Origin of the sequence: Paenibacillus sp. VT-400 (assembly GCF_001029205.1) — a bacterium.
Classification (GTDB): Bacteria; Bacillota; Bacilli; order Paenibacillales; family Paenibacillaceae; genus Paenibacillus; species Paenibacillus amylolyticus.
In genome coordinates, this window is sequence record NZ_LELF01000062.1 from 228,549 (window position 1) to 243,117 (window position 14,569).

Genomic DNA, 14,569 nt, shown 5'->3' on the forward strand with positions numbered 1-14,569 from the left:
ATGCGCCTAACTAATTCCGAACGCATAAGGAGAATGTGCATATGGACTATAAAGATGCTTCGCTTCCCATTCAGGAACGGGTTCAGGATCTGCTAGGACGGATGACAACGGCAGAGAAGATTGGACAACTCATTCAACCGATGGGATGGAAGACGTATGATAAAGCAGCTGATGGTACAGTACAGGTGACGGAAGAGTTCAAAGCGGACATGGAGCAGGGGGGTGTCGGTTCTCTGTACGGTGTGCTTCGGGCCGATCCATGGACCGAAGTGACGCTGGAAACGGGGCTTACCCCACGGCAGGGAGCCGTTGCCACAAATGTCATTCAGCAGTATGCCATGGAGCATTCCCGGCTGGGCATTCCCATTTTGTTCGGGGAAGAGTGTTCCCACGGGCATATGGCGATCGGGGCAACAGTTTTTCCGGTACCGTTAACGGTGGGAAGTACGTGGAATATGGAGCTGTACCGCAAGATGTGTGAAGCCATCGCTGTGGAGACCCGGAGCCAGGGGGGAACGGCAACGTATTCCCCGGTGCTTGATGTCGTACGTGACCCGAGATGGGGACGGACGGAGGAATGTTTTGCCGAAGATCCATACCTAATCGGTGAATTTGCAGTAGAAGCCATGAAGGGACTACAGGGTGACCGCCTTGATTCCAACCAGACGATTGTGGCGACACTCAAGCATTTTGCGGCTTATGGCAGTTCAGAGGGTGGGCGCAATGCAGCACCTGTGCATATGGGCTTACGTGAATTGCATGAAATAGATCTGTTGCCGTTCAAAAAAGCAGTGGAAGCCGGGGCATGTTCCGTGATGACCGCTTATAACGAGATTGATGGTGTACCGTGCACGTCCAGTACGTATCTGCTGAATGACCTTCTGCGCGAGCAGTGGGGTTTTGATGGGTTTGTGATTACTGATTTCGGTGCCATTCAGATGCTGGTCCATGGACATAACACCGTCGAGAACGGGGAACAGGCCGTGGCACAGTCCCTTCAGGCAGGTGTAGACATGGAAATGTCCGGGTACATGTACGGCAAACATCTTGGTCAGGCGCTTGAGCAGGGAATGATCGAAGAGAAGGATCTGGACTTGGCTGTGTGGCGAGTGCTGGAGATGAAATTCAGACTTGGTCTGTTTGAACAACCTTTCGTAGATCCTGACTTTGCAGAACAGGTCATCGGATGTGAAGACCATACACAGCTGGCGAGGGAAGTTGCACAAGAGGGGATTGTTTTACTGAAAAATGAGGGAAATACTCTTCCGCTTGCCAAAACAGGTCCAAAGCTAGCTGTCATTGGTCCGAACGCGAACCATATCTATAACCAGCTTGGAGACTATACCTCGCCACAGCCGAGAGAACAGATCGTCACGGTACTGGATGGCATTGCGCGCAAGCTTGGTGTGGATTCGGGTCAGGTGCTGTACGCACCCGGCTGCCGGATTAAAGGTGATTCCAGGGAGGGCTTTGCACAAGCGCTCGCCTGTGCGGAACAGGCCGATGTCATCGTGATGGTGATGGGTGGTTCCAGCGCCCGCGATTTTGGTGAAGGTACGATCGACTTGCGGACAGGTGCGTCTGTGGTAACCGATGATCCATGGAACGATATGGAGTGCGGTGAGGGCATTGACCGGGCTTCCCTGAATCTCATGGGTGTTCAATTGGAGCTGGTGCAGGAGGTACATAAGCTGGGGAAACCCGTTATCGTTGTGTATATTAACGGCCGCCCCATTGCTGAACCTTGGATTGATGAGCATGTCCATGCCATTGTGGAAGCGTGGTACCCCGGACAGGAAGGTGGTAACGCGATTGCGGATATTCTGTTTGGCGATGTGAATCCATCTGGCCGTCTTACGGTTTCCATTCCCAAGCATGTTGGGCAACTTCCGGTCTACTATCATGCCAAACGCACTCGTGGCAAGCGGTATCTGGAGATGGATCTGGCGCCGCAGTATCCGTTTGGATATGGACTGAGCTACACCGAATTCAAATACGAGAATGTAAGAGTAATGCCAGAAATCATCGGCCCGGACGATGAAGCTCAGGTGATGGTTGAAGTCACGAATACCGGAGCGGTTGCGGGAAGCGAGGTTGTGCAGTTGTACATCACGGATGTGTCGGCTTCGGTTACGCGGGCTGAAATGTCACTTAAGGGTTTTCGTAAAATTCATCTGAAGCCAGGACAGACCCAGACCGTTACATTCCCTGTGCAAAAAGAACATCTCGCACTGATCGACTCCCGTCTCCAGTCTGTCGTAGAACCGGGTGAATTCAGGCTCATGGTTGGCCGCAATTCTATGGATTGGACCGCCTGCAGTCTGCACATTCAGAAGGTGGGGGTGGAGGTATGATTCGAATTCAGCGATTCATCGAAGATATGAAGCACCGACAATGGCTGGATACGATCGAGCTTCCAGCGTGGGAGATGCAGAGGGCCAGATACATTCGGCCAGGGGAATACGAGTACGAACAGGCAGAAGTAAATGAAGATGAGCAGGCAGACAAGGCTATGCAAAGATTGAATCCGCTGAACAGCGTACATGGAACGACGTATTTTCTGAGCAAACGTGTGGAGATTCCGGCGGAATGGCAGGATCAGGCTGTTGGGCTGATCTTCGAGGCCGGAGGAGAAGGGCTGCTGAAGGTGAATGGCATGCCTTATCATGGACTGGACCGGAACCACGGGTTCGTACCCTTACCGAGAAGTCGGGTAGGGGATACGCCGCAGTTAGAGATTGAACTCTACGATCCGATTCCTGAGCCGCATGATCCACTCAACCGACAAGCTGTCATTCAGCCGCCTATTCAGGGCATTCGGGCAGCATTGGTGCATGTTAATCAGCCACTGCAGAGCCTGATGTACAGCGTTACGGTACTCGCCGAGTCGCTCCGGGCATATAACGAGAAGGAGCCCAAGCGGATGGCACTTGTTCAGGCTATTTATCAGGTGATGGATAACATGTACAATGACCCGGAACGCTGGAGTGATGCAGCCTGGATACAGAACTTCGAATATGCATTAGCACAGTCGGTACAGCAGGAAGACCCGGAGGAATATCGAAGTGGCTTCATGCACCTGGTTGGACAATCCCACATTGATATTGCCTGGCTGTGGCCTGTACGTGAGACGGTTCGCAAGTCCAGTCGCACGTTCTCGACCATGTGCACCTTGATGGATACGTACCCGGATTTTGTGTATTCCCAGAGCCAACCGCAGTTGTATGCCTTCGTGAAGGATCATTACCCGGAGTTGTACGAGCGAGTTAAAGCCCGTATTGCTGAAGGCCGCTGGGAGCTGGTCGGAGGCATGTGGGTCGAGCCGGATCTGAATATTCCGAGTGGCGAGTCGTTAGTTCGGCAGATTCTGTATGGACAGAACTTCTATCAGGCGGAGTTTGGCAAACGCTCCAACATCGAGTGGCTGCCGGATACCTTTGGTTACTGTGCTTCCTTGCCGCAGATGCTGAAGCTTGCGGATATTCCTTATTTTATGACCACCAAGCTGAATTGGAATGATACCAATGCGTTTCCGTATGACCTCTTCGACTGGGTAGGCATTGATGGTACTTCGGTGCTTGCGTATCTGAACCATGGAGTGAATGAGCATACGCGTCCCAAAGATGTGGATGAACATTGGCAATCATTTAAACAAAAGGATGTGCACCCTGAGCAAATGTTGCTTTACGGACATGGCGATGGTGGTGGCGGTGTGACGAATGAGATGGTGGAGTTTGCGGAGCGATCCCATTTGATGGTCGGACAGCCGATCAGCAAATTCAGCACGGCTGGTGCTTTTTTTGAAGATATATCGTTAAACAACCCGACGTTGCCAAAGTGGCACGGGGACTTGTATCTGGAACTGCATCGCGGAACGTACACAACTCATGCGAGGAACAAACGTAGCAACCGTAAGGCAGAGGTATTATATCGGGAAGCGGAGATCTGGGGGCAATTTGCCGGGGCTTACGCCACACACACGAAGAATGATCTGGATGAAGGCTGGAAGTTGATTATGCTCAACCAATTCCATGACATTATTCCGGGAACGTCGATTCCAGAAGTTTACGTAACGTCCACCGAGGAGTACACGAAAGTATTTGCACTGGGTACATCCGCACTGCGGGAAACGCTGGATACTCTTGCGGAGAACATTGCAACAGATGAAGTTGATGGTCTCCCCTACATTATATTCAACAGCCTCGGCTGGGAACGGGGAGAAAATATCACCATTACAGGCGATGCCCATCTCGCAGGGCTTGCTGCATTTGATCGTCAAGGAAACCGTCTGGCTGTTGATCTGGAGCAAAAGGAAGACAAGTACACGCTGCTCGTGTATGTTCCATCGATTCCTGCTTTTGGGTATACAACCATATGGCTGCGCGAAGCATCGGATGTTATTCTTCCAGTAAGGGAAGAAAAATCCTTCCCTTCCACGTGGGAAACCGAATTTTACACGCTTGAGTTTAATGACTTGGGAGAGATCACTCGATGGTATGACAAAACGGTAGGACGTGACTGGCTGAAGCCTGGTGATCGGGCGAATGAGTGGCAGTTTTTCCACGACAAACCGACGTACTGGGATGCATGGGATATCGATCCACGATTTGAATCCCAGCGAGCTGGTGCGGTGCAGTTGATCTCCAGAGAGATTGTACAGCGCGGGGCTACGCGAGATGTACTACGCTTTGTCTGGAAGTTGAATCAATCGGAGATCAGTCAGAATATCATTTTGCATCGTTACCAGCGGCGTGTTGATTTCCGTACAAAAGTGAACTGGAATGAGAGCCATAAACTGCTCAAGGTGGCATTTCCGGTGGACCTGGTGGCAGCCAAAGCGGCTTATGAAATTCCGTTTGGAGCGTTGGAGCGTCCAACTCATAACAACACCAGTTGGGAGCAGGCGCAGTTCGAGGTCTGTGGACATCGTTGGGCGGATATCTCGGAGGGCAACAGCGGTGTGAGTTTGCTGAATGATTGCAAGTACGGGTATGACATCAAGGATCGGACGATCCGCCTGTCTCTGCTTCGTGCTCCGAAATGGCCGGATGAACATGCCGATCAGGGCGATCATGAATTCACGTATTCGATCCTGCCCCATCAGGGGGATTGGCGACAAGCCACTGTCGTTCGCCGGGCGATGGAGCTTAACCATCCGGTGGAAGTTGTGGCAGCGATTCAGTCTTCCGGTCATTTGCCATCTGAACACGCTTGGGTTCAGTTCCACAGTGAGCATGTCATTCTGGATGCAATCAAGCCCGCGGAAGACGGCTCTGGAACGGTGATGCGTTTCTATGAATCATCAGGAGGTCGGGAAACGGTGCAAGTTCAGTGGGCTGAAAAGGAAATTAAGGCGTCCATCATTAATCTGCTGGAGGATGAGATCCATCCGTTGGCTTGTCCAAACGGCACAATCGAACTGACATTCAAACCGTATGAAATTAAGTCCGTGAAGCTTGTTGATATCAGTAATGAGTCGAACCTTACATTTACATGAGAACGTAGAGTTACTCACTCAATCACAGGAGGTATGACATGAAATTAACGAATAAGATCGGTGTCATCGTGGATAGCTTTGGCGTAGGTGTACGGGAAGGGTTGAACAAAGCCAAAGACGTAGGTGCAGAAGGTGTGCAGATCTACGCCGTCAAGGGAGAGATGGACCCTGAAAATTTGTCACCTGCGGCGCGTAAAGAGTTGAAGAGTTACATCGATTCTCTGGGTCTTGAAATTTCAGCACTGGTTGGCGACCTGGGTGGACATGGTTTTCAGGTCAAGGAAGATAATCCGTGGAAAGTAGAGAAGTCGAAGCGGATCGTGGATCTGGCCCTCGATCTAGGCACCAACATTGTCACTACACATATCGGCATTGTTCCACATGACCCTTCATCAGAAGTTTATGCCACACTGCATGCTGCTTGTGAGGAACTGGGCCAATACGCGAAAAGTGTTGGCGCATACTTTGCCATTGAGACAGGACCGGAAACGGCTGCTGACTTGAAAGGTTTCCTGGATACGTTATCGACCAACGGAGTATCGGTGAATTTTGATCCGGCGAATATGGTGATGGTGACCGGAGATGATCCGGCGCGGGGCGTTCATCTGCTCAAGGATTACATCGTACATACTCATGTGAAGGATGGTGTGCGGCTGAAGGAAGTTGACCCACGAGACGTATACGGAGCGGTTGGTTATGCCCCTATGGATCACGATAAAATTGCCGAGATGGTCTCTTCCGGGACTTTCTTCCGTGAGGTGCCGCTGGGCGAGGGTGGCGTTGATTTTGACGGATACTTTGCAGCGCTTCAGGAGATTGGTTACACCGGTTATCTGACGATTGAACGCGAGGTTGGTCATCAGCCGGAGCAGGACATTCGCAAGGCGGTTCAATTTATCCAACAATATCGATAGGGAGCTGAGCAGATGAAAGTGGGCCTGAGCACGTATAGTTTGTTGAACGATTTGAATTCGGGTGAGATGACGGTGCTGGATGTGATCGACTGGATTGCGGCGAACGGCGGCGAGCATATGGAGATGGTGCCTTACGGTTATACCGTGGAGGATAATCACGATCTGGCGGATGCGATTCGGGAGCGGGCGGCGATTGCGGGTATTGAACTGTCCAACTACTCCATGCCAGCGAATTTCGTGCAGGAGACGGAAGAGGCGTTTGAAGAAGAGATGGCTCGGGTCAAAAGGCATGTGGATGTCGTACACCGGATGGGTGTAAAACATCTGCGTCATGACGTCACGGCGTTTACCCTGCCAAAGGAGAAGATGACCATCACCTGGTTCGAGGAACATCTGCCTCTGATGGTGCGGGGAAGCCAGATCATTGCGGACTATGCCGCGCAGTTTGGCATCACCACAACCATTGAAAATCACGGCTTCAGCGTGCAGGCGAGTGACCGGGTGCAGCGTGTTCTGCATGCTGTAGATCGTCCGAACTTCAAAACAACACTCGATATTGGCAACTTCATGTGCGTGGATGAGAACCCGATCATCGGTGTCATGAAAAATCTGCCGTACGCTTCTCTGGTCCACTTCAAAGATTTTTACTTCCGTCCTTATGATGAGCATCCGGGTGAGGGTGAATGGTTTACGACAGCCTACGGTAACTTCCTGCGAGGAGCGATCGTTGGACAAGGGGACATTCCGATCCGCAAAATTGTAAAGCTGATCAAAGACTCCGGCTATGATGGCAACATTACGGTGGAGTTCGAAGGCATGGAGGAATGCAAATCCGCATCCAAAATCGCCATGGACAACCTGCGTCGCTTCTGGGAAGAGGCGTAACGAAGCATGATGAAACATAATAAGGGATTGGATCAAGGGCCACTTTTCGAAGTGGCTCTTATTGTTGATCATCAGGATTCTGGATTGTCCATCGGTCCAGGATCATTTCGATGTAACGCATGGTATCTGTTGTCATACCATATACACGAGCTGACTGATCATCCTCTGGGGTGATATAATCCCAATATTTTTCTGCCAATTCTGCATTCCCTTGAAAAGCCCTTTCAGCATAATCAGAGATTCGGATGGCCAGTAACCGTGAGGCTTCGGAATCCGGAGGTTCCATCTTGCATGTATGAACATCTTTAAGAATATCAGCCCATTCCATGGATATTGAATTGTTCTGATTATTCAGAGGTAACGATTCCATTTCTTCAGGTGTAAAAACATCTTGTCGGAACTTGCCCGGAGGCTGATCCAGTTCACGGATGAAACCTAACATTTCATCCAGACTGATTGTACCAGATGCTCTGATGGCATATATGGTTGAAAAAAGAAGATGCTCGACCTTGCTTAATCTCTCCTGCTGTTCCTTAACGACGGCCAGTTGTTGTTCCAACGTATTATTCCATAAAGTAAGGGTACTCTCTGGTTCAGAGCGAGCAGCATCCTGATCGAGGAATTCTCCAATCTCATTCAATTTAAAATGCATTTTCTTCAAAATGGTAATCTGCTGAAGCCGTAAAATATCCTTTTCACCATATAATCGATACTGATTGTTCTCATTACGGGCCGGTCGCAGTAAACCCAGCTTTTCATAATAATGCAGTGTTCGGATGGATACTCCGGTATGTTTGGATAGTTGTCCAACGGTATACAACAGGCAGAACCCTCCCTCATGATTTATGTATTCTCCACCAGCGCCATGCATTGAGCACCGCCAGAATGATCCCACCGACGAAGATTATCATCATATACAAAATAAATATTTCGGCTAACCCGTTATCTTGCGCGGTATAGTTTAACAATGCCGGTCTATCACCTGGCATAACAACGAATCTGGCTACCTCCAGGTAAGCGATATGAAATCCGATGGAGGCCCATAAAGATCCGGTCAAACTGCGCAGAAGCTGTAACGTAATACCATAGGTCAAGAGCAGGATCATATAATCCAAGGTTATCCGGTTTCCGGCATCCATACCGACGAGCTCTTGCAATAGGCTGACACTCATCGGAACCAGCAGAAAGAGTATGATTTGAGTTACATAAGCGAAAAACACAGGAAGTCGCAGTCTGAAGCGTAATCCATCATAGACCATGCCTCGCATGGATAGTTCCTCTGGCAAAGCTTCGTACAAGAAAGCAATACAACTATTAAGTGCAACAGCAAGCAAGAACTCGGCTGAGAAGTGCCACTCCGTAATCGTAATCCAGTTGTTCATACTAGCTATCGCTAACCCGATGAAGGCCAGAGAAGTGGCAAACAATGCGCCAAAGAGCAAGTGAATTATGCTTTTTCCTGTCAGAGGAAGAAGAACGGACTTCATATGGAAGTGCCTTCGAATGACGAGTAGTACGGGCAAGACGATACTAATAATGACAACAGCTTGGATGAGATGAACCATCCATTCACCAGCAACAATAGTGCTGACAAACTCCCCTGCGAGTGTAGCAAAAAACAGACCCAATGTCATCGTCAACCAACTCATTCCAATAATGGCTATTCCACTGCTGCGTCGTTTCTTGGTTACATGTTCAGGTGACATACTCATGCTAATCCCCTCCTGAAGCCAGTATAAACCCTCGAGTTAACGTCAGGGTCAAGCAGGAAATATGCCTATCAGAATATGGTTCTGCGCAAGGATTAAGTTACGAGCAGCACAAGTGTGGTATACTGGATATATTCAGCCTGATAATAACTGGCTATGGATAGGAGATGTCACTGATCTATGCAGGTATTCGAGGACTGGAATCAGAAAGTAAAGAGGACGTTTAATGCTACGAACCCAGAGGTAGTGTTGACGGTATCGGAAGCTGGAAGTTTGCTTGGTTTGACCAAAGACCAGATGAAACTGTACGTGGACAAGAACAAACTAACGAAGGTCCCGATCATGAGAAGTGTTCACCGATACCTCTTATTGAAAAGTGAAATAGATAACATCGTTCAAGCTCGATAACTTCATAGGATTGAACACAACCATTTTACCGATAGGATTCGGGAGAGTGGTCTTTTTTTTATCGGAAAGGGGACAGAACGTGCTGAATAAAGTGTCAGGTTGGTTCTATCAGCGGGTGAATTGGAAATGGGTTGCAGCTGCGATTGTTGTTTTTGCCTGTTTTATTGCATTCATTCTGCCCTGGCAGGCGGCAAAGTCGGAGGAAGCCACAGGTGGTGGACAGTCCCCGGATTCATCGTTTCTGTACACGGCGGATGATCTTTATCAGATGGCTGAGCAGTATGGAGAAGCAGGGCGAAGCGCCTATATTCAGGCACGGTTCACATTTGATCTCATATGGCCTTTGGCCTATCTGTCCCTCTTAGTTGTTCTGTTATCGATACTCTATCGTGTGCTTCCGGTAAAGAGTCGCTGGCGTTGGGTGAATCTGATTCCGATCTTAGGTTGGGTTATGGACATGCTTGAAAATATAGGTGCATCCCTGATCATGTATCGTTATCCTGAACGTACGTCTGTGCTTGCTGAACTCACTCCGATATGTACCCTGTTGAAATGGTGTCTGATCTATGCCAGTTTTGCAGCACTGGTTCCGGGTGTTCTGATCACGGTTCTCTACTACATACGCAGGCGCAAGAAGTAGTGGGAGAGGGATGGATTAAGAATATGTTGGTAACCCTAATCGTGTAAAGGTCCGCAGTGATGAGTGCAGAAATATACGCTTGTCAAAGGACAACCCGTTCATATATACTCATGTCGCAAGTGGCGTGAATCGTATAATTACAAGAGCCCAAGGAGATGAAGAACGCATGTCGATCAGCTTGAATGTGTATCTGGTTACAGACGGTAATGGACGTGAAGCGGTAGATTTTTATCAAAAGGCATTTGGAGCCGAAGTGCTCGCGCTTCAAACATTTGGCGACGGTCCATCTGACCCGAATCACCCCATCCCGCCAGAAGCGAAAGACCGTATTATGCATGCTTCTTTGCAGATTGGCAGCTCGGTATTAATGTTGTCCGATACATTTCCAGGCATGCCGTACACTGTAGGTAATCATGTTACGGTTACGGTGAACACGGATACGGCGGATGAAGCCAAAGCGATTTTCAACCAGTTGCAAGACGGTGGCGAAGTGAAAATGCCGATACAAGAAACGTTCTGGAGTCCAGCCTACGGCTCGGTTGTCGACAAGTTTGGCGTACAGTTTCAGATCAGTGCTACGCCGGGACAAGCTTAAGAGTGTACTCTTCACTAATATAAACTTCAAATGGCAAAAACCTCCGCGATCTGCTTTGAGCAGTTGTGGAGGTTTTTTGTGCTAATTTTTGTAATGACTCGTGATTAATCTTCCTTGATTAGTCTTCCTTCTGAATCTTGGAAGGATTGTTGATTTTATAGGGAACCGGGTTACGTGTCAGCTTCTTCTTGATAATTTTCGCTTCAAACGTGATAACATCGCCCACTTCCAGTTCCTGTTTCTTAACGGTGGCACTGTGGCTTGACCAGGCTTCCCCAACATCAATGACGTCTGGCTCCGTAATGGTAACTGCTTCATAGATGATGACTTCATCGTCATTGTCCGAGAAGTGATTCGGTACGGTGGTGAACTCTTTGACAACGGCACTCATCTTCACTTTACCTTCTGGCAGATCAATCTTAACCGTCTTGGCTTTGCTCGCTGTTTTGGCTTTAGGTTTGGTTTCACTTGCTGCCCCAGACTGAGGTCCAACATACTCTTCTACTAGCCCATCCGGATCACCCTTCATCCCCGAGGAGAATTCATCAGTGTCTGTGTCGTCCGGATCATCCAGATCCACCGGAATTTCATCCGGATTAACCAAGGCATCTGGAGTTTGCGTAAGTTCAGCAGGGGTAACTGGTACGACTGTATCCGAAGTTGAGGGTTCTGTGCTGCGATCTGACCCGACATTACTTATGCTTCTGGCGCTGTAACTGGACGCTTGCATTTCCTTCAGATAAGACGGGTGAATACAATGCTTTTGTCCATTATCCAGTTGAATAACGGCTGCCATGTGATCCACATATCCAATGATGGTACACGGCATGTTCAGACCGTTTCCTTTATAATAGAACGTTTTGAGTTTGGTCGCTTTACCGGAAAGCAGGCCCCACTCCTGACATTTCTCAATCAGTTCATCTTCGTTATCCAGCGCAATAAAATCCTGCGGTTCAATCATAAATGCGTATGTCATATGGAATTTCCGCCCTTCCAATCCATTCTTCATGTTCATCGTTTCCAAATTACAACCAGTGTATCACAAATGAGCATTTTGCATAAATCGAAACGCTGAAATCTGTACTCGGAGATGAAGATTATCAACGCCTGCTCACAGAGGCCTATGCTATAATTTGATCAGAATATATGGTGGGAAGATGCCTTTGATATATATATTTCAGGAAGGGAAGATATGCATGGAGAAGAAGGTAAATCATCAAGCCGTATGGCTTGCTATAGGAACGGCTATGGGAGTCAGCATTGGTACGGCTACAAAGCAGCTTGGACTCGGGATTGCTTTTGGCTTGGCGCTTGGCATTGTGATCGGTTCGGTGGTTAGCAAACGTGCAGGGTCAGACTCGGAACATATGCTCAGCGAGCATGTCCGGGAATTGCACAAACCAGATGACTGGGAAGACGCGCTGCATTGCTCGCAGGATCATCCGGTGCTTATCCTGAAACACAGCACGACTTGTCCAACCAGTGCGAGAGCGTACAGAGAGTTTATGGCGTTTGTAGGCACCCATGCATCAGATCCCAAACAACCTATGGACTACCGCATCGTCAAAGTGATTGAAAATCGTTCGTTGTCCCGCCATATTGCGGAAGAGACAGAGGTTCACCATGAGTCACCACAGGTACTTCTGCTCGATCAGGGAAAAGTCGTCCATCATACCTCTCATGGCAAAATCACGAAGAAGAGATTATTGCAGTGGGCACAGAATCCATTTGGATGAATAATACACCTTCATAGACCCGTTCTTCTCAGCCCATATCTGAGGAGAGCGGGTCTTTTTTACGCTTTTTTTACACCTGTGACGGCATTTCTTTACCCCTTTTTTACAGCGTTTCATATTACGATTTTATATGTAGCAGGTGCAGAGAACGGTAGAGAGAGGGAGGAAGGGCGCATGGTGAATGATGCCACGATGATTGGATTGGTTGTGCTGCTGTTTGCGGTGTTTTGGGGATTCTTGAAATTCTGCGAAAAGGCTTGAGGGTAGAGAGGGGGAGCGGAATGATTGTCATCGGCATGATTGTACTCTCACTGGTAATTTATCTCGGTTATGTGCTGGTGAAGCCGGAGAAATTCTGATGCTGACAATGTGCGTAATGCGGGAACAAGGGACGTTGAATAGGGAGGAAATGCGGATATGGGTATCGGTGTAGTGCAAGTAGCGGTGACGCTACTGATCATCCTGCTACTGGTGAAACCGGTGGGAAAATATATAGTGAACGTGTTTGATGGACAGCGAACGGGGTTGGATCGGATTTTTGGTGGACCGGAGCGACTGCTCTATCGAGTAATGGGAGTACGCGAGAACGAATCCATGGGGTGGAAAAAGTACCTAACGGCTGTTCTCCTCTCCAACTTTGTAATGTTGGTATTGATGTTTCTGGTGCTGCGACTACAAAAATATTTACCGCTCAATCCGGATGGAATCGGCAATATGCCAGCGGCGCAGGCATTTAATACGGCCGTTTCGTTCATGACCAACACGAACTGGCAGTCGTATACGGGCGAGAACGCCTTGTCGTACCTGTCACAGATGCTGGCCGTGACGTTTCCGATGTTTACGTCGGCAGCGACCGGATTCGCGGTGGCTATTGCGTTCATTCGCGGGCTGGTAGGCCGTCGGGATGAACTGGGGAACTTTTACGTCGACCTTGTACGGTCGATTACGAGGATTTTTTTGCCGCTGAGTTTCATCGTGGCTCTGTTCCTCGTGTTCCAGGGGGTGCCTCAGACACTCGCGGGAGCGGTGAACGCAACCACGCTGGAAGGCGCGCAGCAGACGATCACACGTGGACTGGTCGCCTCACTGGAGTCGATCAAACACATCGGAACGAATGGTGGCGGCTGGTTTGGAACCAATGCTGCACATCCATTCGAGAATCCGACGGCCCTGAGCAATCTGGTGCATATCGTCTGTATGATGCTGTTACCCACTGCACTGGTATACGCCTTCGGCTTGATGGTCAATAACCGGAAGCAGGGTTGGGCATTATTCGCAGCGATGAGTTTTCTTTTCCTTGTGATGTTGACCACCGTATTTGTCTCCGAATATCGCGGAGTACCCGCGTTGGATGCAGCTGGTCTTCAGGGCAATATGGAGGGGAAAGAGGTCAGGTTCGGCATACCCGAATCGGCTTTATTTACAGCGGTCACGACGGCGGCTACAACAGGTTCGGTCAACAATATGCACGAGTCGCTTACCCCGCTTGGAGGTCTGGTCTCACTGGCTCAAATGATGCTCAATAACGTGTTTGGTGGTAAAGGGGTAGGGCTGATCAACGGGCTGTTGTATGTGATTCTGGCTGTGTTTATCTGTGGATTGATGGTGGGACGCACACCTGAGTTCCTGGGCAAAAAAATCGAGGGCAAAGAAGTGAAGCTCGCATCCATCGCCTTGCTCATTCATCCTTTGATTATTCTGGCGCCAACGGCAATCGCGCTTATGCGTCCCGAAGCCATTGCGTCCATCTCAAACGGGGGCATGCATGGCCTGACCGAGGTTCTCTATGCTTTTGCCTCGGGTGCAGCCAATAATGGATCGGCCTTTGCCGGACTGAATGCCAATACAGACTTTTATAACATCACAATTGGTATCGTTATGCTGCTGGGAAGGTACGTTTCGATGATCGCCATGCTGGCTATTGCGGGTTCGCTCGCTACGAAACGGGTTGTACCGGTAACTACAGGTACGCTACGTACGCACACGCCTCTATTTGCTGGCATTCTGGTTATGATGATCGTTGTTGTCGGCGCGCTCACGTTCTTCCCATCACTTGCCCTTGGACCGATTGCAGAGCATCTGGCGATGATTCAATGAGAGATATGACAGGGAAACGACAGATGGGTCAGCACAAGGACGTAACGTATGGAGGTGGCAGTGCACGATGAATGCAGTCGAACGAAAG

General features: G+C 49.3%; 13 protein-coding genes. 10 read left to right on the top strand and 3 right to left on the bottom strand.

The window, feature by feature from the left end; genetic code table 11:
• The first annotated feature begins 41 nt into the window (after window positions 1-41).
• The 4 genes from EL84_RS09485 to EL84_RS09500 are packed head-to-tail and all read left to right on the top strand — an operon-like array spanning window position 42 to window position 7,296.
• Window positions 42-2,354, top strand: a complete 2,313-nt coding sequence (locus EL84_RS09485; protein WP_047841497.1) for a glycoside hydrolase family 3 N-terminal domain-containing protein — start codon at window positions 42-44, stop codon at window positions 2,352-2,354.
• On the top strand, window positions 2,351-5,497 hold the full coding sequence (locus tag EL84_RS09490; protein WP_047841498.1) for an alpha-mannosidase: 3,147 nt from the start codon (window positions 2,351-2,353) through the stop codon (window positions 5,495-5,497). The genes EL84_RS09485 and EL84_RS09490 overlap by 4 nt, the downstream gene beginning before the upstream one ends.
• Before the next feature lie 38 nt (window positions 5,498-5,535).
• On the top strand, window positions 5,536-6,411 hold the full coding sequence (locus tag EL84_RS09495; RefSeq protein WP_047841499.1) for a sugar phosphate isomerase/epimerase family protein: 876 nt from the start codon (window positions 5,536-5,538) through the stop codon (window positions 6,409-6,411).
• A 12-nt stretch (window positions 6,412-6,423) separates the two neighbouring features.
• The gene (locus EL84_RS09500) at window positions 6,424-7,296 is read left to right on the top strand and encodes a sugar phosphate isomerase/epimerase family protein (protein WP_047841500.1); all 873 of its coding nucleotides are present in this window, start codon (window positions 6,424-6,426) and stop codon (window positions 7,294-7,296) included.
• A gap of 58 nt (window positions 7,297-7,354) precedes the next feature.
• On the opposite strand, the gene EL84_RS09505 is transcribed toward EL84_RS09500, so the two are convergent.
• Both EL84_RS09505 and EL84_RS09510 read right to left on the bottom strand, forming a co-directional pair.
• On the bottom strand, window positions 7,355-8,116 hold the full coding sequence (locus EL84_RS09505) for a MerR family transcriptional regulator (RefSeq protein ID WP_047841501.1): 762 nt from the start codon (window positions 8,114-8,116) through the stop codon (window positions 7,355-7,357).
• 16 nt (window positions 8,117-8,132) lie between these two features.
• Window positions 8,133-9,008, bottom strand: coding sequence for a type II CAAX prenyl endopeptidase Rce1 family protein (locus tag EL84_RS09510; RefSeq protein WP_047841502.1), 876 nt, complete (start codon window positions 9,006-9,008; stop codon window positions 8,133-8,135).
• A gap of 177 nt (window positions 9,009-9,185) precedes the next feature.
• Between EL84_RS09510 and EL84_RS09515 the strand changes: the two genes are divergently transcribed.
• The 3 genes from EL84_RS09515 (at window position 9,186) to EL84_RS09525 (ending at window position 10,648) form a co-directional block, all read left to right on the top strand.
• Complete coding sequence (locus tag EL84_RS09515) at window positions 9,186-9,413, top strand: hypothetical protein (protein ID WP_017691180.1); 228 nt, start codon at window positions 9,186-9,188, stop codon at window positions 9,411-9,413.
• 79 nt (window positions 9,414-9,492) lie between these two features.
• Entirely contained in the window at window positions 9,493-10,053 is a 561-nt protein-coding gene (locus tag EL84_RS30775; protein ID WP_053061438.1) for a hypothetical protein, read from the top strand.
• Between the two features lie 166 nt (window positions 10,054-10,219).
• Window positions 10,220-10,648, top strand: coding sequence for a VOC family protein (locus tag EL84_RS09525; protein ID WP_047841503.1), 429 nt, complete (start codon window positions 10,220-10,222; stop codon window positions 10,646-10,648).
• A gap of 118 nt (window positions 10,649-10,766) precedes the next feature.
• Here the strand turns inward: EL84_RS09525 and EL84_RS09530 are convergent, their stop codons facing one another.
• Window positions 10,767-11,624: a hypothetical protein gene (locus tag EL84_RS09530; protein WP_047841547.1), complete on the bottom strand. Its 858-nt coding sequence runs from the start codon at window positions 11,622-11,624 to the stop codon at window positions 10,767-10,769.
• Between the two features lie 220 nt (window positions 11,625-11,844).
• Here EL84_RS09530 and ytxJ point away from each other — a divergent pair, with 220 nt between their 5' ends.
• The 3 genes from ytxJ to kdpA all read left to right on the top strand — a co-directional run bounded on the left by ytxJ (window position 11,845) and on the right by kdpA (window position 14,481).
• Window positions 11,845-12,384: a bacillithiol system redox-active protein YtxJ gene (gene ytxJ / locus EL84_RS09535; RefSeq protein ID WP_235431510.1), complete on the top strand. Its 540-nt coding sequence runs from the start codon at window positions 11,845-11,847 to the stop codon at window positions 12,382-12,384.
• A gap of 296 nt (window positions 12,385-12,680) precedes the next feature.
• Window positions 12,681-12,743, top strand: coding sequence for a potassium-transporting ATPase subunit F (locus tag EL84_RS33080; RefSeq protein WP_390924986.1), 63 nt, complete (start codon window positions 12,681-12,683; stop codon window positions 12,741-12,743).
• Window positions 12,744-12,801: 58 nt separating this feature from the next.
• Window positions 12,802-14,481 carry a potassium-transporting ATPase subunit KdpA gene (gene kdpA, locus EL84_RS09540; RefSeq protein WP_047841504.1) on the top strand — a complete coding sequence of 560 codons (1,680 nt, stop codon included), beginning with the start codon at window positions 12,802-12,804 and terminating at the stop codon, window positions 14,479-14,481.
• The last annotated feature ends 88 nt before the right edge of the window (window positions 14,482-14,569 follow it).

What these genes read in the sequence shown, in the direction of transcription:
- EL84_RS09485 (WP_047841497.1), top strand. Translation starts at nt 42, where the DNA reads ATGGACTATAAAGATGCTTCGCTTCCCATTCAGGAACGGGTTCAGGAT.
- EL84_RS09490 (WP_047841498.1), top strand. Translation starts at nt 2,351, where the DNA reads ATGATTCGAATTCAGCGATTCATCGAAGATATGAAGCACCGACAATGG.
- EL84_RS09495 (WP_047841499.1), top strand. Translation starts at nt 5,536, where the DNA reads ATGAAATTAACGAATAAGATCGGTGTCATCGTGGATAGCTTTGGCGTA.
- EL84_RS09500 (WP_047841500.1), top strand. Translation starts at nt 6,424, where the DNA reads ATGAAAGTGGGCCTGAGCACGTATAGTTTGTTGAACGATTTGAATTCG.
- EL84_RS09510 (WP_047841502.1), bottom strand. Translation starts at nt 9,008, where the DNA reads ATGAGTATGTCACCTGAACATGTAACCAAGAAACGACGCAGCAGTGGA.
- EL84_RS09515 (WP_017691180.1), top strand. Translation starts at nt 9,186, where the DNA reads ATGCAGGTATTCGAGGACTGGAATCAGAAAGTAAAGAGGACGTTTAAT.
- EL84_RS09525 (WP_047841503.1), top strand. Translation starts at nt 10,220, where the DNA reads ATGTCGATCAGCTTGAATGTGTATCTGGTTACAGACGGTAATGGACGT.
- EL84_RS09530 (WP_047841547.1), bottom strand. Translation starts at nt 11,624, where the DNA reads ATGACATACGCATTTATGATTGAACCGCAGGATTTTATTGCGCTGGAT.
- ytxJ (WP_235431510.1), top strand. Translation starts at nt 11,845, where the DNA reads ATGGAGAAGAAGGTAAATCATCAAGCCGTATGGCTTGCTATAGGAACG.
- kdpA (WP_047841504.1), top strand. Translation starts at nt 12,802, where the DNA reads ATGGGTATCGGTGTAGTGCAAGTAGCGGTGACGCTACTGATCATCCTG.